This window comes from Trinickia violacea (genome assembly GCF_005280735.1).
In the GTDB taxonomy this organism is placed as follows: Bacteria; Pseudomonadota; Gammaproteobacteria; order Burkholderiales; family Burkholderiaceae; genus Trinickia_A; species Trinickia_A violacea.
Genome location: NZ_CP040078.1, coordinates 2,620,279 through 2,642,507, shown reverse-complemented (window position 1 = coordinate 2,642,507; position 22,229 = coordinate 2,620,279). Strand labels below are relative to the sequence as shown.

Annotated in this window: 14 protein-coding genes; 4 read left to right on the top strand and 10 right to left on the bottom strand. The window is 65.6% G+C overall.

Going from position 1 to position 22,229, the window contains the following annotated elements:
• The first annotated feature begins 253 nt into the window (after positions 1-253).
• Positions 254-2,176 (top strand): ATP-binding response regulator, encoded by a 1,923-nt coding sequence (locus FAZ95_RS33880; protein ID WP_137336754.1) that lies wholly within the window; start codon positions 254-256, stop codon positions 2,174-2,176.
• Here the strand turns inward: FAZ95_RS33880 and FAZ95_RS33875 are convergent.
• Both FAZ95_RS33875 and FAZ95_RS33870 read right to left on the bottom strand, forming a co-directional pair.
• Positions 2,142-2,870: a response regulator transcription factor gene (locus FAZ95_RS33875; RefSeq protein WP_137336753.1), complete on the bottom strand. Its 729-nt coding sequence runs from the start codon at positions 2,868-2,870 to the stop codon at positions 2,142-2,144. The two genes, FAZ95_RS33880 and FAZ95_RS33875, sit on opposite strands and share 35 nt — an antisense overlap.
• A 162-nt stretch (positions 2,871-3,032) precedes the next feature.
• Complete coding sequence (locus FAZ95_RS33870; protein WP_137336752.1) at positions 3,033-3,941, bottom strand: LysR family transcriptional regulator; 909 nt, start codon at positions 3,939-3,941, stop codon at positions 3,033-3,035.
• A 148-nt stretch (positions 3,942-4,089) separates the two neighbouring features.
• Between FAZ95_RS33870 and speB the strand changes: the two genes are divergently transcribed.
• From speB to FAZ95_RS33855, 3 genes are all read left to right on the top strand, one after another.
• Positions 4,090-5,043 carry an agmatinase gene (speB, locus tag FAZ95_RS33865; protein WP_137336751.1) on the top strand — a complete coding sequence of 318 codons (954 nt, stop codon included), beginning with the start codon at positions 4,090-4,092 and terminating at the stop codon, positions 5,041-5,043.
• 293 nt (positions 5,044-5,336) lie between these two features.
• Positions 5,337-7,031, top strand: a complete 1,695-nt coding sequence (locus tag FAZ95_RS33860) for a 5-guanidino-2-oxopentanoate decarboxylase (RefSeq protein WP_137336750.1) — start codon at positions 5,337-5,339, stop codon at positions 7,029-7,031.
• Positions 7,028-8,533: an aldehyde dehydrogenase family protein gene (locus tag FAZ95_RS33855; protein WP_137336749.1), complete on the top strand. Its 1,506-nt coding sequence runs from the start codon at positions 7,028-7,030 to the stop codon at positions 8,531-8,533. The genes FAZ95_RS33860 and FAZ95_RS33855 overlap by 4 nt, the downstream gene beginning before the upstream one ends.
• A gap of 150 nt (positions 8,534-8,683) precedes the next feature.
• Here FAZ95_RS33855 and FAZ95_RS33850 read toward each other — a convergent pair whose 3' ends face one another.
• From FAZ95_RS33850 to FAZ95_RS33815, 8 genes are all read right to left on the bottom strand, one after another.
• On the bottom strand, positions 8,684-9,328 hold the full coding sequence (locus FAZ95_RS33850; protein WP_137336748.1) for a DsbA family oxidoreductase: 645 nt from the start codon (positions 9,326-9,328) through the stop codon (positions 8,684-8,686).
• 94 nt (positions 9,329-9,422) lie between these two features.
• Positions 9,423-10,796 carry an exopolysaccharide Pel transporter PelG gene (gene pelG / locus FAZ95_RS33845; RefSeq protein ID WP_137336747.1) on the bottom strand — a complete coding sequence of 458 codons (1,374 nt, stop codon included), beginning with the start codon at positions 10,794-10,796 and terminating at the stop codon, positions 9,423-9,425.
• Positions 10,796-12,484, bottom strand: a complete 1,689-nt coding sequence (gene pelF, locus FAZ95_RS33840) for a GT4 family glycosyltransferase PelF (protein WP_137336746.1) — start codon at positions 12,482-12,484, stop codon at positions 10,796-10,798. The genes pelG and pelF overlap by 1 nt, the downstream gene beginning before the upstream one ends.
• Positions 12,484-13,491, bottom strand: coding sequence for a hypothetical protein (locus FAZ95_RS33835; protein WP_137336745.1), 1,008 nt, complete (start codon positions 13,489-13,491; stop codon positions 12,484-12,486). The genes pelF and FAZ95_RS33835 overlap by 1 nt, the downstream gene beginning before the upstream one ends.
• A complete protein-coding gene (locus tag FAZ95_RS33830; protein ID WP_137336744.1) occupies positions 13,484-14,902 on the bottom strand; it encodes a PelD GGDEF domain-containing protein in 1,419 nt (472 codons plus the stop codon). Before FAZ95_RS33830 ends, FAZ95_RS33835 begins: the two co-directional genes overlap by 8 nt.
• Positions 14,903-14,927: 25 nt before the next feature.
• The gene (locus FAZ95_RS33825; protein WP_137336743.1) at positions 14,928-15,476 is read right to left on the bottom strand and encodes a penicillin-binding protein activator LpoB; all 549 of its coding nucleotides are present in this window, start codon (positions 15,474-15,476) and stop codon (positions 14,928-14,930) included.
• Between the two features lie 85 nt (positions 15,477-15,561).
• Positions 15,562-19,446 (bottom strand): tetratricopeptide repeat protein, encoded by a 3,885-nt coding sequence (locus FAZ95_RS33820; protein WP_254700079.1) that lies wholly within the window; start codon positions 19,444-19,446, stop codon positions 15,562-15,564.
• On the bottom strand, positions 19,436-22,201 hold the full coding sequence (locus tag FAZ95_RS33815; RefSeq protein ID WP_175425834.1) for a polysaccharide deacetylase family protein: 2,766 nt from the start codon (positions 22,199-22,201) through the stop codon (positions 19,436-19,438). The genes FAZ95_RS33820 and FAZ95_RS33815 overlap by 11 nt, the downstream gene beginning before the upstream one ends.
• Positions 22,202-22,229 lie beyond the last annotated feature (28 nt).

The window sequence follows — 22,229 nt, the reverse complement described above, 5'->3', positions numbered from 1 at the left end:
GTCTTGTCGAAGATCTATGGGGGAACGCGGCATCGACATCAGCGTTGAAGGAAACGCTGAAAAGTTCACGAACATGGCAGGCCGCGCGAGAAGTGGCTGCAGTATGGTTTTCGGCGACGGCGCCGCCTATATGGATTAAGTGTTAGCTGATGGGTAAACTCCCGGGTAAACCGCGAAAACGCCGTCACCCATGCGGTTTTCCTCAAGGACTCACGCTCAACGCACTTGCCGGACTTCACAAGGAAGCCGCACGATGCAAGCCGATCCGATCCAGCGCGCCGTCGACGAAGACCTCGTGCGGGTGCTCTACGCGCAGGACTTGCTCGCGTTTTTCACGCATTGGTTTTCGATTGCGGTGCTGACATCGATGTATTGGGCGGAGATGTCGGCGCTGCGCTTCTTCAATGCGTGGCTTGTTTTCTACGCGGCGGCAAATTGCCTGGGTCTCGCGCTCTGGCTTTGGCACCGGCATTGGCCCGCCGCGCTGTCGCCGCGCGCCTGGATCAACCTGCACGCGCTGCGCGGCGCGCTGCTCTATAGCGCGCCGGGGCTGTCGATCTGGTTCGCGTTTCACAGCACGCAAGCGGAGCTGCCGCTGCTGCACACGGTGCTGATCGTGACGCTTGCCGCCGGCGTCTTCATGTCGAACGGCTTCGATACGCTCAATTTCTCGGTCGCCATTCCGTTGCTGCTGCTGCCGGCCATCGTGCTGCATTTCAGCGCGCATTCGTTCGAGCGGATCGTGGTCGGGATCGTGGTGCTGTTCTTCTTTTCGGCGATCAACCTGTATGCGATCAGCTACCGCAAGCTTTTCCGCAGCGTCGTGCAGGCGCGCGTCGATCAGCAGCGTCTCGCCGAATCGCTTGCCGTGCAGAAGCACGTGGCCGTCGAGGCCGGCTTGGCCAAGACGCGCTTTTTCGCGGCGGCGAGCCACGATCTGCGTCAGCCGCTTCATGCGATCGGGCTGCTCGCGGCGTCGCTCGGCGACATGGCTGCGCCCAGCGCCGAACGTGCGCGCGCGGCGGAAAACATCGTGCGCAATGTCGAGGCGCTCAATCAGCTCTTCAATCAGGTGCTCGATCTCTCGCGGATCGAAAGCGGCGTCACGCAGGTGATGCGGGTGGACTTCCGGCTCGCCGAGCTGTTCGAGCGCATCGGCGGCTTATACCGGCCGCAGGCGGCGGCCAAGGGCCTCGCGTTGCGGATTGCGCCGACGTCGATGGTGCTTTACGACGACCCGGTGCTGCTCGAACGCGTGCTCGGCAATCTCGTGGCGAACGCGGTGCGCTATACCGACGAGGGTTCGATCTGGGTCGGACTGCGGCGCGCCGGGCGCGCTGACGGCGGCTACGTCGAAGTGCGCGATTCGGGCATCGGCATACCGCCCGGGGAGCACGAGCGCATCTTCGAAGAGTTCTATCGCGGCGCGAGCGCCGAGCGCGACGCGCGCCCGGGCCACGGGCTCGGGCTGCCGACGGTGCGCCGCCTGGTCGGCTTGCTCGGCGGCGAGCTGCAGCTGCGCTCCGCGCCGGGACGCGGCTCGACGTTTCGCTTTCCGGTGCGCGCGGGGGACCCGGGGCGCGTCGTCACGGGGCTCGCGGCGTTGACGCCCACGGGCGTGCCGCCGGGGATGGCAACGGCAGCGGGGCGGCGCGTGTTGTGCGTCGACGACGAACCGGCGATTCGCGAGGGCATCGCGAGCCTGCTCGGCCACTGGGGGTGCGTCGTGAAGAGTGTCGCCAACGAGGACGACGCCTGCGACGCGATCGCCGAGGGCTTCGCCCCGGACGCGGTGCTGTGCGACTACCAGCTCGGTAACGGTCGCGCGGGCCGCGCGAGCAACACGGCGTTCGAACGCGTGCGCGGCGCACTCGCGCGCCACGGCGCTGAGCGCGCGGTGCTGCTGGTGATAACGGGCGACATGGCGTCGCCGGAGCTGAAAGCGCTGGCCGGGGAGGGCGTGCCGATCCTGCACAAGCCCGTGAATCCCGCGCGTCTGCTGCGCACGCTGCAGACGGCGTGGCGCGATGCGGCGGACACCCGGGACGCTGCGGCTTCCAAGCCCGCTGCTGTGCCGTTACCGCCGCCGGGCGCGCCTTCGGCGAGCCCGCCGCCTGCAACGCTCAAGCAGCCATCGCCGCTTACAGCGTCTTCCCGGCCTCGAGCCAGCCGTTGATCACGGCAATCGCGGTTGCGCGATTGCGCACCGCCAGCGCCCGGAAGATCACCGACAGATGCACTTTCACCGTGCCTTCGGCCATGCCGAGCTCGCGCGCGATCATCTTGTTGGTCCAGCCGCGGTGGACGAGCCGCATGATGTCCTGCTGACGCGGCGAGAGGTTTTCCATCAGATGCCGCTGATGTGGCTGCAACGCTTGAACGCCGGCCGGCGCGGCCGCGGCGGCACTCACGCTCGGGTTTTCCGGCGACGCCTGCGCCGCTGTCGCGGAAGACGGCTCGCCATGCGAGCCGAGCAGGCTCAGCGCTTCCATCGGCACATAGGCGCCGCCCGACAGCACGAGTTCGATCGCCTTGAGCATCACGCTCGCGGGCTGCCGCTTCGGCACGAAGCCGAGCGCCCCGGCGGCGAGCACGGCGCGCATTTCATCGGGCGACTCCTCGGCCGACAGCACGACCACCGGCAACGCCGGATTTCCCTTCAAGAGCGCTTCGAGCGAGGCCGCGCCCGCCATGCCGGGCATGTGAAGATCGACGATCGCGAGATCGTGGTTGGCATCGGGGCGGGCGGCGGCGGCGAGCGTTTCCCAACTGTCGGCTTCGTCGAATTGGGCGTCCGCATCGAGACCGCGCAAGAGGCCCTTGACGCCCTGGCGGATCAGTTCATGGTCGTCGGCAACAAGAAACTTCATGTTGTCTCCGTGGGGGACTGTGCTTCTTGTTATACTGCCTGCTGGCGGCGAATGCCAAGGCGCTCGCGCTGCGTTGCAGCGTGGCGCATCGGAGCGTCGCCGGGTTGCGGATTACCCGATAGACGAACCGGCTGGAGCGTTTTTTTAAGGGCGCTCCTCAGCTTAAACCGCAATCGACACGTGCGCGTGCTTCAAATCTTCGACGAAGGCAGCGACGATCGGACTGTGCTGGCTCGCGTGCTGCGTGACCATGTGAAAGGTCACCTCGTAGCGCAGCGTCTCCGGATTGAGCGCCGCTAGGAGCCCCTGCGCGACGTAGGGCGCCGCGAAGTGCTCGGGCAAATAGCCGAGGTGATGGCCGGAAAGGATCAGCAGCGACACCGCTTCCATGTTGTCGGCCTGGGCGGTGACGCGGTTCGGCGTCGTCGAGCGCTGCGCTTCGGGAAGCGGGTAGCTGCGCCATGCCCACTCCATGTCCGCGACTTCTTCGGGCGTGAGCCGCCCCGCACGCGAAAAGAGCGGATGCCCCCGTCCGCAATACGCAATCTGCCGCTCGACGAACAGCGGCGTGTATTCGAGCGTCGGCACGCGATGCCAGAAATAGCCGACCGCGACCTGTATCTCGCCGTTCAGCAACTGCGCTTCGAGGTCGCCCGGCGATTTCACCGAAATCGAAAAACGCACGGCTTCGTCGCGTGTCCGAAAGCGCGCGATCGCATCGCTGATGCGCGCGTTCTGGCTGATCGGCGTATGCCCGATCAAGCCGATTTTCAGCGTGCCGACGAGTTTCTTGTCCATGTTGCGCGCCTCGACGCTGAACTCGTCGACGGCCGCCAACAGCCGCTTGGCGAGCGCATGAAAACGCTCGCCTTTCTCGGTCAGCTTGAAGCCGCCGCGGCCGCGCTCGCAGAGGCGGAAGCCGAGGCGGGTTTCGAGCGTCGACAACTGCGTGCTGATCGTCGACTGGCCGACGTTCAGCGTCGTCTGCGCGACGGTGACGCCGCCCGCGTCGACGACCGCGAGAAACACGCGGATCAGCCGCAGATCGAGGTCAGAGAGCGTTCCGAGCATGGGTTCCTCCGTGGTGCGCGGTTACATCGGTATTTATAGATGTAAGCATCCGAACTTCGTCATTCAAGTTTTCTTTCTGGCCGCTTAAAACTCGGTTATGAGGCCGGGATGAATGATACGGCTCGATGAATGTTAATCGGAGGAAATGATGTCGACTGACTACTTTCAACCTCTTGGCGGCAACGAAATGCCGCGCAGCGGCGGAATCGCGACGATGATGCGCCTGCCGCATCTGGAGAGCGCCGAAGGGCTCGACGCGTGCTTTGTCGGCGTGCCGTTCGATCTGGGCACGTCGAACCGCACCGGCGCGCGCTTCGGGCCGCGCCAGGTGCGCACGGAATCGGTGCTGCTGCGCCCGTACAACATGGCGACGCGCGCCGCGCCGTTCGATTCGCTGCGCGTGGCCGATGTCGGCGACGTCGCGACCAATCCGTACAACCTGCTCGACTCGATCGATCGCATCGAGGCCGCGTACGACGGCATCCTGAAGCATGGAGCGAAGCCCATCACGCTAGGCGGCGATCACACGATTACGCTGCCGATCCTGCGGGCGATCCATCGCCGGCACGGCAAAGTGGGCCTGATTCACGTCGACGCGCACGCCGATGTCAACGACACGATGATGGGCGAAAAGATTGCCCATGGCACGCCGTTCCGGCGCGCGGTCGAGGAGGGGTTGCTCGACACGTCGCGGGTTGTGCAGATCGGCCTGCGGGGCACCGGCTACGCGGCTGAAGACTTCGATTGGTGCCGTCAACAAGGTTTTCGTGTGGTGCAGGCCGAAGAATGCTGGAACCGCTCGCTCGAACCGTTGATGGCCGAGGTACGGGATCGCGTGGACGGCGGGCCGGTGTATTTGAGCTTCGATATCGACGGGATCGACCCGGCCTATGCGCCGGGCACCGGTACGCCGGAGATCGCCGGGCTTACCGTTCCTCAGGCACTGGAGATCATTCGTGGCGCCTGGGGGCTTCCTCTGGTGGGCGCGGACGTGGTGGAAGTGGCGCCGCCCTATGATCCGTTCGGCACGACTGCGCTGCTCGCAGCCAATCTCGCATACGAAATGTTGTGTGTATTGCCCGGCGTGAAACGCCGCGACTGACGGTTCAATCTCGTCGACTCGCGATTTGATACGTATAGCTAACTAACAAATAGTACGAAATCGCGCAGGTGCGTAGTTCACCGCACGGCCGTTCATCGTCTGTTCCCGAAGGCGTTGCCGCCTCTGAACTTCGGTTCTCGATGAACGCGTGCGGGTTTTCCTCAGGTCATGCGTAACGATCATGCGAACCATGAAAACTTATCGATTGTTCGCACGCCGGATCAGCGCAGAGAATGGTTTCAACGCAGGCGCCGAGGTACGCGCGTTCGAACCCACGAGGAAAGCGACGATCAATGAACTATCCCGACATCACTGCCCGCCTCAATGACGCAGCAGATAGGGCGACGACCCGGCGCGCCAAGCCGGATCTCACGTGCGGCGAGGCGCTCGTCACCCTGCTCGAGGAATACGGCGTTCAATACGTGTTCGGCATTCCAGGCGTACATACGGTCGAGCTGTATCGCGGGATCGCCGCGTCCTCGATCCGGCACGTGACGCCCCGCCACGAACAGGGCGCGGGTTTCATGGCCGACGGCTATGCACGGGTCACGGGCAAGCCCGGCGTGTGCTTCATCATCACCGGGCCGGGCATGACCAACATCGCGACCGCCATGGCGCAGGCCTACGCGGACTCCATCCCGATGCTGGTGATCTCCAGCGTCAACGCGCGGCGCGAGCTGGGCAGCGGTGACGGACGACTCCATGAGCTGCCTTCGCAGCACACTGTCTTCGCTGGCCTCACCGCGTTCTCGCACACGCTGCTGGACGCGGCCGAATTGCCCCAGGTGTTGGCCCGCGCCTTTGCGGTGTTCGAGAGCGCGCGTCCCCGGCCCGTGCACATCGAGATCCCGCTCGACGTCATCGTGGCGCCGGCAAGCGTCATGAAGCGGACGCGCCCGGCATTGCCGGCCAAGCCCGCGGCGAGCGCCGACGCACTTGCCGCGGCCGCGGACCTGCTTGCCGAGGCGCATCGCCCGTTGATCCTCGCCGGCGGCGGAGCCGTGCACGCGGCAGCCGAACTTCGGGAACTCGCCGAACGCCTGGAGGCACCGGTCGCGCTCACGATCAACGCCAAAGGTCTTCTGCCGTGTGGTCATCCGCTGCTTATCGGTTCCACCCAGTCGTTGCCGCAGCCTCGCGCCATGATTCGGGATGCCGACGTGGTGCTCGCTGTCGGGACGGAGCTCGGTGAAACCGACTATGACGTCGTGTTCGACGGTGGCTTTGCCATCGACGGCAGGCTGATTCGAATCGACATCGACGCACAACAGCTGATGCGCAATTTCCATCCCGATGTGGCGATCGCGGGTGATGCGCAGCAGGCACTGGGGAGCCTGTCGCTGCGACTGCATGAACGGACGCTGCCCGCTTCACGTGCCGACTGGGGTGCGTCGCGCGTGGCGATGGTGCGCGATGCGGTCATGGCCAGCTTCGACTCGTCGACGCGCTCGCAGAAACATCTGATCGACACCATCGTCAGCACGTTGCCCGGTGTCATCGTCGCCGGTGATTCGACAAGCCCGGTCTATGTCGGCAACTTCGTGCACGACGCGCCGGCGCCGCGCTCGTGGTTCAACTCATCGACCGGCTACGGCACGCTGGGCTATGGGCTGCCTGCCGCGATCGGCGCAAAGCTCGCGGCGAGAGCGCGGCCGGTTGTCTGCCTGATCGGCGATGGCGGCCTGCAGTTCACGCTGCCGGAGCTCGCGAGCGCGGTCGAGGCGCAGGTGCCCGTCATCGTGCTGCTGTGGAATAACTTCGGTTACGGCGAAATCCGTAAATACATGACCCGGCACGACATCACGCACGTGGGCGTCGATATCCACACGCCGGACTTCATGGCACTCGCGCGCGGCTTCGGATGCGCAGCGTGTCGTGTCGAGAACCGGCAGGCCCTCATCGCCCAATTGCAACAGGCTGCGTTGCGTCAAGTCCCGACCGTGATCGAGATTCAGGAGTCTGACTGGTTCGAACAGGTGCCGGCATGAGTACGCGCGCATTCCCTCATGTCGATTTCCCGCTCCACACCCAGCTCTACATCGATGGCTTCTGGTGTGCGGGAGAGACGGGTCGCCGCCTGCCGGTCGTCAACCCGTCGACGGAAGAGACGATTGTGGAGGTGGAGGCGGGTGGGGCCGCGGACGTCGATTGCGCCGTGCAAGCAGCTACGCGTGCATTCCATACGTGGAAGGACGCAACCGGTGTCGAGCGTGCTGCTTATCTGCGCGCCATTGCCCGTGGAGTGGAGGCGCGCGGGGCACAACTTGCCGCACTCCAGTCGCTGAATAACGGCAAACCGCTGGCCGAGGCGCAGATCGACGTGAGCGACGTCGTGGCGACCTTCGACTACTACGCGGGTCTTGCCGAACGGACCGATGTTGACGGAGAGGCAGAGGTCGCCATCCCAAGCGGCGACTACCAAGCCTTGATTCGCCGCGAGCCGGCGGGCGTCGTGGCGCTGATCGTGCCGTGGAATTTTCCGATGGTCACGACGGCCTGGAAGCTCGCGCCGGCGCTCGCGGCGGGCTGTACGGTCGTGCTCAAGCCGTCCGAGGTGACGCCGCTACCCGAATTGGAACTGGCCTCCATCATCGCGGAAGCGGGATTGCCGCGCGGCGTATTCAACGTCGTGACGGGTACCGGACCGGAGGTCGGTGCGCCGCTCGCCGCACACCCGCTCGTTGCGAAGGTGTCGTTTACCGGCAGCACCGCAGTGGGCGAGCAGGTCATGAAGACTGCCGCGCAAACGATCAAGGGCGTGAGCCTGGAACTGGGAGGCAAGTCGTCCATCATCGTGTTCGCCGATGCCGACCTCGATCTCGCAGTCGACCTGGCGGCAGGCGGCGCATTCTTCAATGCCGGCCAAATGTGCTCGGCCACTTCACGTGTGCTCGTCGAGCGGCCGCTTGCGGAGGCGCTGATCGCACGTCTTGCCGACCGGGCAACACGAATCGTAGTAGGCGATCCGTTCGCGTCCGGCGTACAGATGGGACCGCTCACGAGCCGCGCGCAATACGAGCGTGTACAACGCTTCATCGCGAACGGAAAGGCCGATGGGGCGCATCTCGTGATCGAAGGCGAAGTGCCGTCGGGTCCGGGCTACTTCGTGAAACCCACGATGTTCGTGGATGTTTCGGCCGACAGCGCGGTGTGGCGCGAAGAGATCTTCGGACCGGTGCTGTGCGTGCGCAGCTTCGATACGGAAGACGAGGCGATCGCGACGGCCAACGACACCGACTTCGGTCTGGTGGCCTCCGTGGTCACGCGCGATGCCGCACGCGGCAAGCGCGTGGCCGACGCACTGGAGGCGGGCGTGGTCTGGATCAATGCGCCCCAGCTGATCTTTCCGCAGACGTCCTGGGGAGGCTACAAGCGCAGCAGCGTGGGCCGCGAACTGGGACCGTTCGGACTCGCGGCCTTTCAGGAAATCAAGCAGGTACTGACCGCAACCGGTCCAGGCGCAGCGCTTTCCGCAGACGGCGGCGCATGAGTCACCGAAGCTGCTTCTGCTCGACGAACGGCTCTCGGCACTCGACGCGACGCCGCGCGCACCCGTCGAGGCCGGCGATATCCGGCTGCTGATTCGTCCCGAAGACGTCTGCGTGCGACCCGTCACGCCCAATCCGGGACCGAATGAGCGCTACGCTGCTTCAGCCAGAATCTGCTGAATCACTTGCTCGAAGCTTTCCACCGGTTGTCCGCCGGTGACCAGATATTGCTGGTTGAAGATGATCGACGGCACCGAATTGACGCCCAGTTCCTGATATTTCCGCTCTTCCGAACGAACGGCATCGGCATAGTCGCCGTTTCGCAGCACGTCGCGCGCGGCCTCGGCGTCGAGCCCCACCGATTGCGCCGCTTCGACCAAGACCTCATGGTTGCTCGGATCTTTGCCCTCGGAGTGATAGGCCCGCAGCAGCGCCATCTTGAGCGGCAACTGCTTGCCTTCGATTCCGGCCCAATGCAGCAGGCGATGCGCATCGAAGGTGTTATAGACGTGGGTACGCGGACCGAAGGCAAAGCCGACGCTTGCACCTCGCTCGCGGATCATCGCCTGCGATTCGGCGATCTGCTCCGGCGTGCGTCCGTATTTTTTGCCGAGATAGTCGACAATGGCCTGGCCTTCCGGTCCCATCTGCGGATTCAACTCGAAGGGATGCATGACGATCTGCGCGTCGACCGCATCGCCAAGGCGCGATAGCGCGAGCTGGAGCGAGGATAGGCCGATAGCGCACCACGGGCACGCGACGTCGGAGACAACATCGATAGTTAGCGATTGGGTCATGGTTTGCCAGATGGAAAGAGTCTGTCGGGGGAGGCAGCAGCGGCAGACAGGTTAGCCTGAATCGCCGATGCTTGCAGGACCCCAGGTCGCATCCTTACGACCGCAACATATACGTTTCGTACTCTAACGAAGCAAACTTCGCGTCGAGCAGTTTCACCGAGGCTATGACGACAATCAGCAGCGCCGCCGCAAACCCATACCCATAGGCATTCGGCCCGATCCACAGCGTAACGATCGTCAGCACCGCGTTGAGTAGCGCAAACGCCGACGTCAGCACGAGCACGGTACGCCGTCCGTCCAAATAGAAGAAGACGTTCAGCAGCCCGAGCAATAGCACCTGCAGGCTTGCCGATATCACGTCCACCAACAGCAGCGGCATATAAAGCGGCGAAATATCGAGCGCTTCCAATACCCATTGCCCAAACGCCACGATCAACAACAGCACGATCGATTGCACCTTGATGATTTCGTAAAGCCCGGAGCGCACGCTGCGCACCATCATGTCGCGCATGTCGTTGATGCGGCCGAACGTGTCGCCGCTGCGCACGGCGTCGTAGAACGCGTCGTAGTATTCGGCGAAGTCCGCTTCGATGCGAACCAGAAACGTCGCCATGCCGGGCATCACGCAAACGTAAGCGATGAACACAGGGATGTCGTAGATGATCGATGCGTTGAGCCAGCCGATCACGTGTCCGCCGGTGCCGGGCGCATACCAGAAGACGAATTTGTCGGCCCAGACGCCGAGGTTGAACATCAGGCCCACGAGCGCCAGAGTCGGGTACGCGTAGCGCCGTTCGAACACTTCGAACGAAATGAACACGGGGCTTCGGTAGTTCCGGTAGATGAGCCCGGAGAGCCCGGCGAGCAACACGAGATGCCCGCCGACAAAGCCGCCCAGCAACCCGACCAGCCCATGGTGATTCAGCATGAGCGCGAGCACGACGACGCACGCATAGCCGACGAAGAAGACGACCAGAATCTGCCGGTACTGTTTGACGCTCGACAGAAAAATAACGGCAATCCAGATGTTGCTCATGATCGTGAAGCCCGCCACCATGAGCAGCCGGTACGCGAGCAGCTCGTGGCGAAACCCGAATGCCATCGCGGTGACGGCAATCGCCGCGGACAACGCAGTCGATACGAGCACCACCGCGTTGTAATTCGACAGCACGAGATCGTCGCGCTTCTCGAACAGGCGGTCGGAAATGAAGCGCGTGAGCGAGAGCTGCAAGGGTCCTGTCACGATCAAGCTCACCGCGATCAGATACGTCACCGATACCTGGAACTGCACGACGGCGAACTTCGGTATCACGACCGCGAGACTCAGCAAGCCGATGATCAGAATGCCGAAGATCGACAGGATCAGCGGTCCGGAGCTGATGAGGCCCGCGTAGAGATACGCGCGCGCGACGCCGACCAGCGTGTCGCGCCGCATCACCTTGCGCAGTTCGAATCCGATGCCTGCCATCAGCGGCTCTCCTGCGGCGTGACACGCTGGCCGGCGTCGATCGGCAACGCGGTTGGCGGGGGGGCGGCTGGGCGTGCCGTTGCGCGATGCATCGGGCAGCCGGGTGCCGATGGTGCCGATGGCGGCGCGGAGCCCGGCGAGCGCGCGTCGCGCGTCGGCGCCGACGCGAGCCGCTCATACAGCGTGCGATAACTGTCGATCATCTGCGTCTTCGTGTAGTAGCGCCGCACGCGCTGCAGACCGGCTTGTTGGGCCGCCTGCCAGCGCGCGTCGTCGCTCAGCAGCGACACGGCCGCTTCCGCGAACGCGGGCGGATTCGCGATCGGCACGATCGCACCGGCGCTGCCGAGCGCTTCGTCATCGCCTCCGAAGCCTTCGATCAGCTGGCGGCAGGCTCCGACATCGGTCGTAATGGCCGGCACGCCGGCCGCGAAGCCTTCGAGCACGACGAGCGGCAACGCCTCGCTGATGGAGCTCAGCGCGATTACGTCGACTTCGGGCATGACGTCGTCGACCTTCTGAAAGCCTAAAAAGCGGATGTTTTTGGAGGACCCGAGGCTTTGCGCCAGCGCGCGGCACTCTTGCGCGTAATCGGCATCTTCTTCTTCGGGGCCGACGATCCAGCCTTCGATGTCCGGCATCGCGCGCGACGCGATGAACACGGCGCGAATGAACGTCTTGATGTCCTTGATCGGCACCACGCGGCCGATCAGCGCGATCACGCGGCGCTTGCGCGGCGTGCGGCGCGAGAGCAGGGCGCCGAAGCGCTCGATGTCGATGCCGTTCGGGATGTTGCGCGTGCGTTCGGCGAGCGCGCCGTCGGCCACTTGGCGGCGGCGGTTGCCTTCGTAAAGCGCGACGATGTCGTCGGCGGCGTCGTAGGCGAGCTTGCCGAGCGCTTCGAAAAAGCGCACCCAGAGTTCGCGAAAATAACTGACCTGCGAAATGTCGCGTTCGAATGCGCCGCGGTTGTCGCGAATCCACTTGCTTTGCAGCAGGTCGATCTTGCGTTCTTTCGTATAGATGCCGTGTTCGCTGATGAGCAGCGGCCGTCCGGTGCGATAGTGGGCGAGCGTGCCGAGGAACCCCGCATAGCCGGTCGACACCGTGTGGTAGACGCGCGCCGGAATCAGCTGCTGTGCGACTCGCGCCAGCTGCCACAGCGGCTTGTGCATGATGCGCACGGTCCAGAAGTAGTCGGTAAACGACGGGTCGGTGCAGTGCTTTTCGTATTGGTCGACGATGAATTCCCAGGCACGGCGGCTCGTCAGGAATTGCGCTTCCGAGAGTCCGCCTTGCTCGCCGAGCATTGGAATCAGCTCGGCCATCAGCGCGCCCGCGTCGACGTCGGCACCGCGATTGCGCAGCGCGGCGTGAAGCTTCGCGGAGCGCTCGAAGGCGTGCGCGTCGCCGGTGGTGGCGCGCGGCTTGCGCGTGTCGGCGTTGACTTGCGTCTCGTACAAGTAGTGCGCTTCGAAATGCACGACGTTGTCCGGCAACGCGTAGACGGCGCCCGCGTAGTCGTCGGCGCGGCTGCCGATGAACACGATCGCGAACCGCAGCGCCGGGTACGCGCGGATCATCTCGTTGACCCAGCTCGACACGCCCCCGCGCACGAACGGAAACGTGCCTTCGAGCAACAAGCAGATGTCCGCGTCGGCGGATTTGCGATTGAGGGGGGCGTTCATCAAGACCAGTACTCCACGACGGGCTTTAGTACCGGCAGCGCGGCGGCGCTGCCGAGCGACGCGAGCAGCTCGCGCGTGCGGACATAGTCGCCCTTGAGGAAAGCGGCTTCGGCAAGCCAGGGCAGCAGCCGCTCGCGCGGAAAGCCGAGGCGCTGAGCTTCGTCAAGATGCGCCGCGGCGTCGTCGGGCCGCGAGCTGGCCAGCGCGAGGCGGCCGCGGATCAGCCACAGGGCGGCGTCTTTGTCGCTGCTCGCGAGCGACAGCGCGACGGCCGCGTGACGCTCGGCCTCTTCGAGCGTGTGCTGAAACACGGCGCTCTGCACGAGGTTCTGATAGACGAGCTCGAAGTGCAGCTCGGCGAGACGGCAATGCAGCGCGTGGCGCTCGTCGTCGTTGGTGGCGCTTTCGAGGGCCTTCGTGTTGTCGAAGATCTTCTGCATGATCTCGTTCTCGGCCTGATCGAGCGCGCCGTAGGCAATGAGACGAATATCCTCGATGGGGTCGGTGAGCAAGCCGCGCAGCAGCGAGCCCGTCGTGCGCGTCGGCATGTTCTGGATCGCGACGAGCGCCGAGAGGCGATCGGTCGTCGAGACCTGCGTGTTCGCGAGCCGCGCCTGCAGGCGCGCGCCGCTGCCGTGCGACACGCGCGTTACGAGGTGCGTAACGAACTGCGGGCGCGCGATGTCGGTCAGTTGATCGTTCTTGCGTGCGGCAGGAAAACAATACGCCCAGGCGCACGACACCAGCGCGACGAGTCCGCCCGCAAGCGGCACGAGCGTGCAGAGCAGCCACAGCAGCAGGAGCGTCGAGCGCATGGGCTGCCGGTACGCCGCGGGCAGCAGCAAGCGAATCGCGCATGCCTCGACGAATCCGGCCAGCGCCTGCAGCAGGCAGAACGCGAGGAACGGGTCGAGCCATGACGGCGCATGCGGCATGCCCGCCAGCGCCGCATATTGCAGCGCAAGCGCGATGATCGCGACGAGTGCGGGGATCAGCGCGTCAGACATGCGAGGTGACCCGCGCGATCAGCGCAGCGAGGCTCGGCCCCGGCGAGGCATCGTGCACGTGCAGCGTATGCACGGCGATGCCCGCTTGTTCGAGGTCTGTGTCGTATTGGGCAGCAAGGCTGCCTTCGATGCGCGCGAGATAACCGTCGATGCCGGTCGCGCCGGTCGCGGGCATCAGGTTCACCAGCACCGAGCGCTTGTCGGTCACGAGCGGCCAGACGATGTCGAGCGAGCGGCGCCGCCGCATCACATGCTCGAAGAGGGAATCGTGCGCCTCGTCGCGTGGGAACGACAACGCGACGAGCGACGATTCGATGCCCGAGCCCTGCTGCAAATGAGCGAGACGCCCCAATTCGAGCGCGAACTCATAGGGGCATTCGGGCACGGCATCGAGAATGTCCTGCACGTGCTGCGAATGCTCGATACCGTCCGCGTAGTAGCCGAGCAGGACGAGCAGCAGCAGGAGGTTGTCGGCATTGAGCGACAGGAACGGCATGCGCTTGACGACGAGGACCGCGCGCAATTCGTTATCGGCGGTGAGCATCGGCGCGCAGACGATGTAGCGGCTGTCGATGTGCCGCGAGTCGTCGACGCGCAAGTGCGCGACGCTTTGCGTCGTCAGCGCGTGCGTGACGAGATCGTCTTTCGCGTCGAACTCGAACGGCTCGCCGACTGCCGCGACTGCGTTAAGAGCAGGCTTGCCGCCCGTCACCGGATAAAGCGCCGCCACCTCGATCTGGCACGCCTGCGCGACGAATTCGAGCAAACGCTGCACGCCGGGAAGCGTTTCGAGGTTCGGCGCAGCGGAACCTTTGGCGTGCGCTGCGGGCGAGACGGGATGCGTCACGGTCAAGCGCCGCAGCTCGGTGATCGAATCGCGCAGCGTGGTCGGCTTCGAGAGCAGGTCTTTCTCGAGCCGCTCGTGCGAAAGCCGCAACAGGTAGTGGCTATCGGTGATCGCGACGAGCCGGTCGTTCAGGTAAGTGTTGATCGAGCGCGAACGGGCTGCCCGCGTGCCCCACGTGTCGCCGAAGTGACCCGCGACGATCGTCTGGATCAGGCCGCCCGCGAAATACGCCATGGGCCATTCGCCGCCCGGGTAGCAGAGGTACCACACGGCGATCATCATCGCGCCGCCTAGCGTGCCGATGAGCGCGCCGTAGCGCAGCGCCACGATCAGCGGCGCGAGCCACAGCCACGGGAAGCGGGCGCCGAGCAGCAGCGGATCGTGGCGATCGAGCGCCCAGCAAAGCGCGAGCACGAGCGCCATGAAGATGGCCGACTCGGCGAGCGCAAACGGCCGCTCGACGGCGGGCGCGAGCACGCGCCGCACGCGGCCCAAGTTGCCGAACGGATCGGAATTGCGCGGCTTGGGCGCGGCGGAGCGGGAGTCGGCGGCTACGGTGTTCACGGCCGTTTCCTTCTAAAAAGACAGCTTACGAGCGCACGCCGAGCGGTGCGAGCAGCTTGCCGATCAGCGTCTGCGCGACGCTTGCGAGACCCGAGCGGCTCCAGCCGGTGCGCGTGCCCGTCGCGCTCCACAGCACCTTGCCCGATTCGACGTCGATCAATTCGAACGTGATGCCGACGGCCGGCTCGCCGTCCACGCCCACTTTGTAGCGCCACTCCTCGACCGCGCCAGTGAGCGCATAGCGGGCGTGCTGCTGGCGCGCCCAGTCGAGATTCGGCGTGCCTTCGCCGTGCGCGCCGCTATCGAAGAGCGCGTTTGCGTTCGGGTCGGCCGGTGCGCGCACGACGTTCGCGACGCCGAGCGTGCGCAGTGCATTGGCCGACATCGACTGCGCCGACTGGCCGGCGTCCGGCGTTTCCGTGTAGTTAGCGATCGGCAGCACGGCCACCGCGTCGCTGGCGGTGAGCGCGGGCGCATGCGTCGCATCGATCGAGCTGCACGCGCTCGCGAGCGCCACTGAGGCGAGTGCGAGCGCCCACGCCGCCCGCGCGCTGGTCTTCTTCCAAAGGCTCATGCTGTTTTCTCCGTCGAGTGATGTTGTATGGGGTACACCGCGTACGTCATTTGGTATACCTAATGCCAAATGCTCAATTCAATATTCAATAGAACCAGCTATAGCGGGCGCCGAGCAGCGTCACCGAAGTGCCGCGCTGCGACACGCTTTCATGCTCGAAATAAATCGCCGCATGGTCGCCGCCGAATATCGTGCCGGCAATGCCGATGTTCGTATCCACCCCCCAGCCCTGCACCGAGTCGTGCACCAGGCCCACATCGAGGTACGGGCGCCACGCATGCGTATAGCGGTCGGCGAGATCGTTGCCGAAGCCGAACATCGCACCGTACTGGGCGTAGGTGAGCGGCATGTACGCGCTCGCCGCGGTGGGCGCGCCCGGCACGAGCCGCGACAGCAGCGCGTCGGCCTGGCCTGTCGCGTTGTAGTTGCCGCGCGCGCCGACCAGGCGAAGCGTGTAGTCCGGATACGTGGTGCGGAATTTGTAGTCGATCTCGCCTTGCGACAGCACGCCGGTGCCGAGGAAATTGCGCGCCTGGCTGTAGAAGCGGTCGCCTTCGATGTTCGCGGCGACCGAAATGCGCGGCGTCACTTGCCAGACGAGACCGCCCGTAACGTTGTCTTTCATGCCGCCGATTTGCAGCGACTGCGCTTCGGTCGCCATCTGATTGCGCCCGAGCGTGCCTTTGAGCGACAGCGCTGAATCGCGGCCGATCTCCGCCGAGGCGTTGGCCGTGTAGAACGAATCGAGCGCATCGCGCCGTCCGGCGCTGACCTGGAAATCCGCATTGCGCGTGAGGCGCCGCGCCCAGAATTCGGCCGAGCGGTCGACGTTGGGCACGTTGATGAGCTGCGTGCTGTCCGTCGAGCGTTGGAAGATCTGTGTGCCTTTCGCGCCGATCATGTAGTGCTCGGAGAGCTTGAGGCTGCCCGCGAGGGTCTGCTGCAGATAGTCGAGCGGATGCTCGACGTAGTTTTCGACGGACGCATCGATCGATTGCGCCCAGAACATCGTCGTATCGGTGAGGCGCTGATGCAGTTCGCTGTCGTCGGGCGCACCGTCGAGCCCGTTGAACGCAAGCGCTTGTGCCGCGCCTTGGCGATCCGTCTGGATGGAGGCGTCGATGCGGTTGTAGAGCGGTAGCTCTGCGGTGTGCTGGTCGAGCAGCCGGTTCATCTCGGCCGTGTCGCCTTCCGCAAGGGCTAGCGCGAGCTGCGCGTCGGCCGGCGCCAGCAAGCGGTTCGCGTAGCGGCGCGCGAGCCAGCGTTTGGCGAGCGCATTCGACTCGCGCGACAGCGCCCACGCGACCGCCACGTCTCGCGCCGCGCTCGCGCGTACGCGCCGCGATTCTTTGAGCGCGTCGGCGCGCGTGGGCACGGGCGGCAGCCCGCGAACGTTGCCGAGCAACGTTTCGGTCGCCGCGGGATCGACCGCAGCGCTTGCCGAGGGCGGCTGTGTCAGATCGTCGAGCAGGCGTGTCGCGACATCGCCATTCGCGAAGATCTGCGCGAGCGACACACGCCGGCTCGCCAACTGCGCGCGCACTTCGGGTTCGGTTGCCGTCGGCAGCTGCAATCCGTTCTGCGTCGCGGCGCCGTCGAGCGGCACAGGCGCCGCCTGCAGCGCGAGCAGCCCTCGCCACACGTTACGGCGGACCGACCACGCGAGATCCGGGCGGCCCGCCATCTCCTCGGCGTCCGCAAACGTGAGGAGCCACAGCGGGTCGCGCCGGTTCGACGCCGCCTGCAAGCGCAGATAGCGCAGCGCGGCGACAGGCCGGTTCAAGCGCATCAACGCGGCGGCCATCGGGCTCCACAGCTCGGACGTGCGCAGTGCGTCGTCGTGCCAGCGCTTTACGATGTCGCGCAGCTCGCTTTCGCGTCCCACGTCGACGAGCGTCCACAAATACGCCGCCTTCACGTCGGAGCGAGCGTCCGGCATCGCGATCGCGCGCGCGAGATCCTGCAGCGCCCATTGCGGACGATCGATCTGCCGATAGTATTCGGCGCGGATGCCGAGAAACGCCGGACGTTGCTGCGCAGCGGCCAATTGCTTGGGCGTGAGGCGTGCGAGCAGGGCGCCGACGCGGTCGAGCTGGTGCGACTCCGTGTAGTAGTAGATCGCATCGCGCAGAGACTGCACGTCCTGGTAGCGGTCGTATTTCAATTCCGCCGTGCGTCCGGCGTCGATCGGATAGGGAGCGTAGAAATAGACCATCGCGGCGAGATCTTCGGGCGTGGCAACGCCCCCCTCGAGCAAATGCTTGTACGCCGCGTTTGCCGACGCATCGTCTTGCAGCAGCCGGGCGAGCTGCCCGTAGGTGCGCCAGTAGAGCGCGTCGCGGTCGCTTGCGGCGTGCTCGGCGATCTTTAGCGCGGCGAACGCGCCTGCGTAGTCGCTCTGCTGGTAGAGCAGGCTGGCGGCTCGCAGCGCGTAGACGGTATTGCCCGGGTCGAGCTTCTGCAGCTTGCGGTAAGTGTCGAGCGCCTGCGCGTCCTGTCCGGCGCGTTCGGCAACCGTCGCGTAGCGCTCATCGATGGCGGCCGCCTTGCCGTCCTTGGCGCGCGTTTGCAGGAAGGCAAGCGCGTCTTGCGGCCGTCCGAGCCGCTCGTAGGCCGCGATCACTTGATCGGCGAGCTTCACGTCGGAGGGCGCGGCGTTCGACGCGTGCACGAGCGCGAGCACATAGGTCTCGTCGTCGTGGAGCATCGGCGCAAGGCGCAGCACGTTCTGCCAGCCAGCCGGATCGTTCGACAGGTTCGCATACGCGAGCCACGCTTTGAGCGAAAACGCCGGCTCGTTGTGCCACTCGGCGACCTGCGCGAGCCGCTTTTGCCAGTCGGCCGATTGCGGGTGGCGTGTCGCCTGCTCGGAGGCCACTTTCTCGGCGTTGGCGAGGTCGTTCGATTCGACGAAGGATTGGTAGACGAGCGTGGCGACGTCGTCTTTCGAGTCGCCATTGGTTGCGTTTGCAACGTTCGGCGTGGCGGCTCGCGTGCTGACGCGCACGGTTCGCACGTCGCCCCAGCGTGGCGATGCGGCATCGGGCGAGGGGCCGTCCATGTAATCGGGCCAAGCCGGACGATACGAAACGGCGCGCAGCCCCGTTCCATTCACGACGGGCGCGTGCATCGCATATGGCATCAGCGCTCGGGCGTAGCGATCGACAAGATCGGGGAGCCCCGCCGCGCGCGCCAGATTCAGCAGCACGATCAGCGTGGTGCGATCGCTGCTTAGATTTCCGACGTTCGCTTGCGCGGCGGCGAGCGCGTCGTCGGGCAGATTGCCCGCTTCCAGCGCCTGCACGCCTGCGAGGAATTCGCGGCGCGTGTCGTCGCGGGTCGGGGCGGAACGCTGCGCTTCGAAGAAACGCTCGGCCGCGACGCGGTATTGACCGTCCGCGAGCGAGATCCGGCCCGCGGTGTCCTGCCAGTGCGAGCGCGACGGAGCGTCTTGTTGCGCGAGCCGCTCGTAGCACGTCACCGCGACGTCCGGCGCGCCGACGGCGAGCGCCTCCGCGGACAATACGCGCAACGTGTCCGCGTCCCACTGCTGCGTCATGGCCGCGGCCAGTGCTTTGCGGACGTGGATCAGCCCCGCCTCGCGCGCGGGCGTCCGTTCGGGGCTCGCGAACGCGCGCTGCTCGGCGACCTTCAAGCGGATCAGCGTCGCCTTCGCGCGGAGCGTTTCGTCATCGAGCGCGAGCATGCGCGCGGCGATCCGCTCGGCGTCGTCGTATCGGCCAAGGCGCAGATATTGTGTCGCGAGCGCGGTCAAATACTCGGTGTTGTTTGGTTGCGTGCGCAACCAGGCTTGGAGGTACGCGACCGTCAGCTCGCTGGGCGGCGAGGTCTCGATGATGTGCTCGCGCACGCCGCCCGCCGAATAGATGCCCGCGAGCGCGAGCACGATGGCGGCGGTCATGCCCGCCAGCACGAGCGAGGTGGCGATGCGCGGGCGCTCAACTGCCACAGGCGATCTCCAGCGGGCGATACGTGACTTGCTGGCCGGCCACGCCCGGGAAGTCGACATGCAGCATCGTGCCGTTGCGCGTTGCGGCGACGCGCGCGCCGTTCATCGATACGCGGCACGTGGACGCGTTCGCAAGCTCGACGAACGGCTTGTAATAGCCGCCGAATTCGAAGCGAAGGCCGGATGCCGTGCGCTGGAAGTTGCGCACGAAACCATTGGCTTGCGCGATATAGGGCAGGGTGCCGGGCACGGCTTTCGCGCCGAGCGTGAAGCGTGCCGCGCCGCCGTCGATGTGAATATAGGTGCCGTCCGGGCCGTGCGAGTAGCCGGTCACGCCGGTCGAATCGTGCGCGGCGTCGATGAGCGGCACGTCGTCTTTCGGCCAGTGCAGTTCGCGCACTTCACCGTTGCCGCGCACGAGCCAGGCATCGCCTTCGCGCGCTACCGCGAACGAGCGCCAGTCGAGCGTCTTGCGCAGATAGTCGGTCACGTGCACGGGCAGCACCGGCTGCGCGAGCACGGTGTCGAAAATCTGCGTGAGCGCGCGCAGCGACGCGACCTTCGTGCCGCTATACATGTGGTAGTAGACGTCGATCGGCTTGAAGCGCAGCGGATGGTCGGTCATGTCGAACGTTTCGAGTACGCGCGTAAAACCATAGAACGGTCCCTGCCAATCGCTCGTGTAGACGTTTTCGTCCTGGTTCGGCGCGTACATCTGATAGGCGCCGGGGCCCTTGTCGACGCCGATCGGCGCGATGTTCGTCCAACTGTCGGCGGCGTGCGTGATGACCGTGTCGCCGCCGTTGACGTTCAGCACGCCGGCCTCATACGTCTTCTTCACGACCACCTCGGGCGGCATGCAGTCGCCCGACCATTGCAGCACGACGGTGCGCTTGCCGGCCGGCGCGAGGCGCGTGTCGATGTAGTGGATCGACCCGGAGATTTCACGATCGAGGTTGAACTTGTAGCCCGGAATGTTCAGCGAAAACGCCGCGTCGCCGCCGCCTCGGTCCTTCCGCAAGCCGGTCTTGCCGTCCACCTCTTCCCAGTTGAACGGGTGCGAATAGGTGTGCGTGCCGATCTCGACATACGGGAGCGCGAAGATCTTGCGCGCGATGTCTTCGAGGCGTGGCGAGATCTTCGGGTAGAGGCCGGTTGGGCCGACTTCGCCTTCGATCACCGAAAGCGTCATCGGCACGGGATAGCGCGTGAAGATCTGCTCGTAGAGCGCTTCGCCCGAGTAGTCGGGGCCGGGGAACTCGCTGCGCGACGCGAAGCCGTCGCCGTCGACGTGCGTCATGAAAAGACGCCGGCCGTTCTCCGTCGTCACGTTCGGCGCGGGCAGATCGGGCAGGCGCAGCGCGGCGCGCAGGAACGCGATCGGCTGGATGGCCCAACGCTCCTGCTCGATGCCGTCGAGCGACACGACCGTGTACTGGTTCAGCGCGAAGCCGCCCCAGCGCGTGAGGCCGGCGACGTCCACTGCCTTGTCGCCCGAGGCGATGCGCAAGAGCGATTGCCCGTCCGCGCCGACCCGGATACTCGGCAGGTCGCGCGGATCGGGGCGCGGCATGATCTCGAAGCCCACCATCGGGTCGCGCTTGGCGACCGTCAACGGTGCATTCAATATGCCGGATACGGTATGCAAACCGATGGCCGAGTCGTTGTCGGCAACGTTGAAGCCGAACTGCCCGAGGAATGCGACCGGCAACTGATCGGCCATCCGCGCGCCGATCCAGCGTCGCCAGGCGAGCGGGTCAGGAACGGCGTTGCGCTGAATCCAGGCGACGACGCCGGCGTAACGGTCAGGCGACACGCGCGCGGGAAGCGGGTGGCTGAAGTCGGCGTACTCGACGTCGTAGCCGAGATAGTTGAGTGGCGTCGCGAGCGCGCGCACGCCGAGGCTCAGATCGAGCGGCTCGCTTGGATCGCGGTCCTGGATGACGAGCACCTTGCGCGGCATCACCTCGATGCGGCCGATGCCGACGAGATCCCGAGCAGGGTCGGTGACGTAGGGCTCCACGCCGGTCGCCGCAACCTGCGCGGCGAGCGTTCGCGCGCACGTGCGCGACGCGTTCTCGCAGTATTCGATCGAGACGACGGGCACGTGGGTCTGCTGCATGAACGTCTGCGCGGCGGCCACGCGCTGGTCGCGCTCGGCAGCCGGGACGTCGACGACGTGCGTCGTGCTGCCGTTGCGCGCTTCCACGAGCGAATCGATGACCACGGCGTAGATGGCGTTGCGGTGCGCTTCCGCGACGCTCAGCGCCGTTGCCGCCTCGCCGGCGACGACGATCTTGGCGTCGGGCTTCGCCGCCACGATCGCGTCGATGGCGGCGAAGCCGGCGGAGCTGTCGAGCAAGAAGCCGCGAAAACCGCGTTGCCACAGCGGCTCGATGCGATTGGCGACGAAGTCCGCAGGCGCTGTGTTCGCGCTGGCGGCAGCGCGAGCGATATAGATGGAGTGGGCGAGAGGATGCGTGGAGGGATCGAACCCGCTTGCCGGATCGAGCACGATCGCGTCGAACGCCTGCAGTTCGTCGAGCGGCGGCTCGCTCGCATCGTAGAACGCCAGATTCGGCGCCTGCATCGAGGCATGAATCGACGCATGAGCGCGCTCGAGCGTGGCGCCCGCTTGCTGGTTCTCCGCAGCCGTTTGCGCGTGAGTCGGAAGGGCCGCGAATACGCCAAGCCACGCCAGCGAAAGCGCCGCCAAGCGGCGAATGCAACTCACGGCGTTAAAACGCGCCGGCATGCTTCGCCCGGCGCGAGCGCCAAGGCGT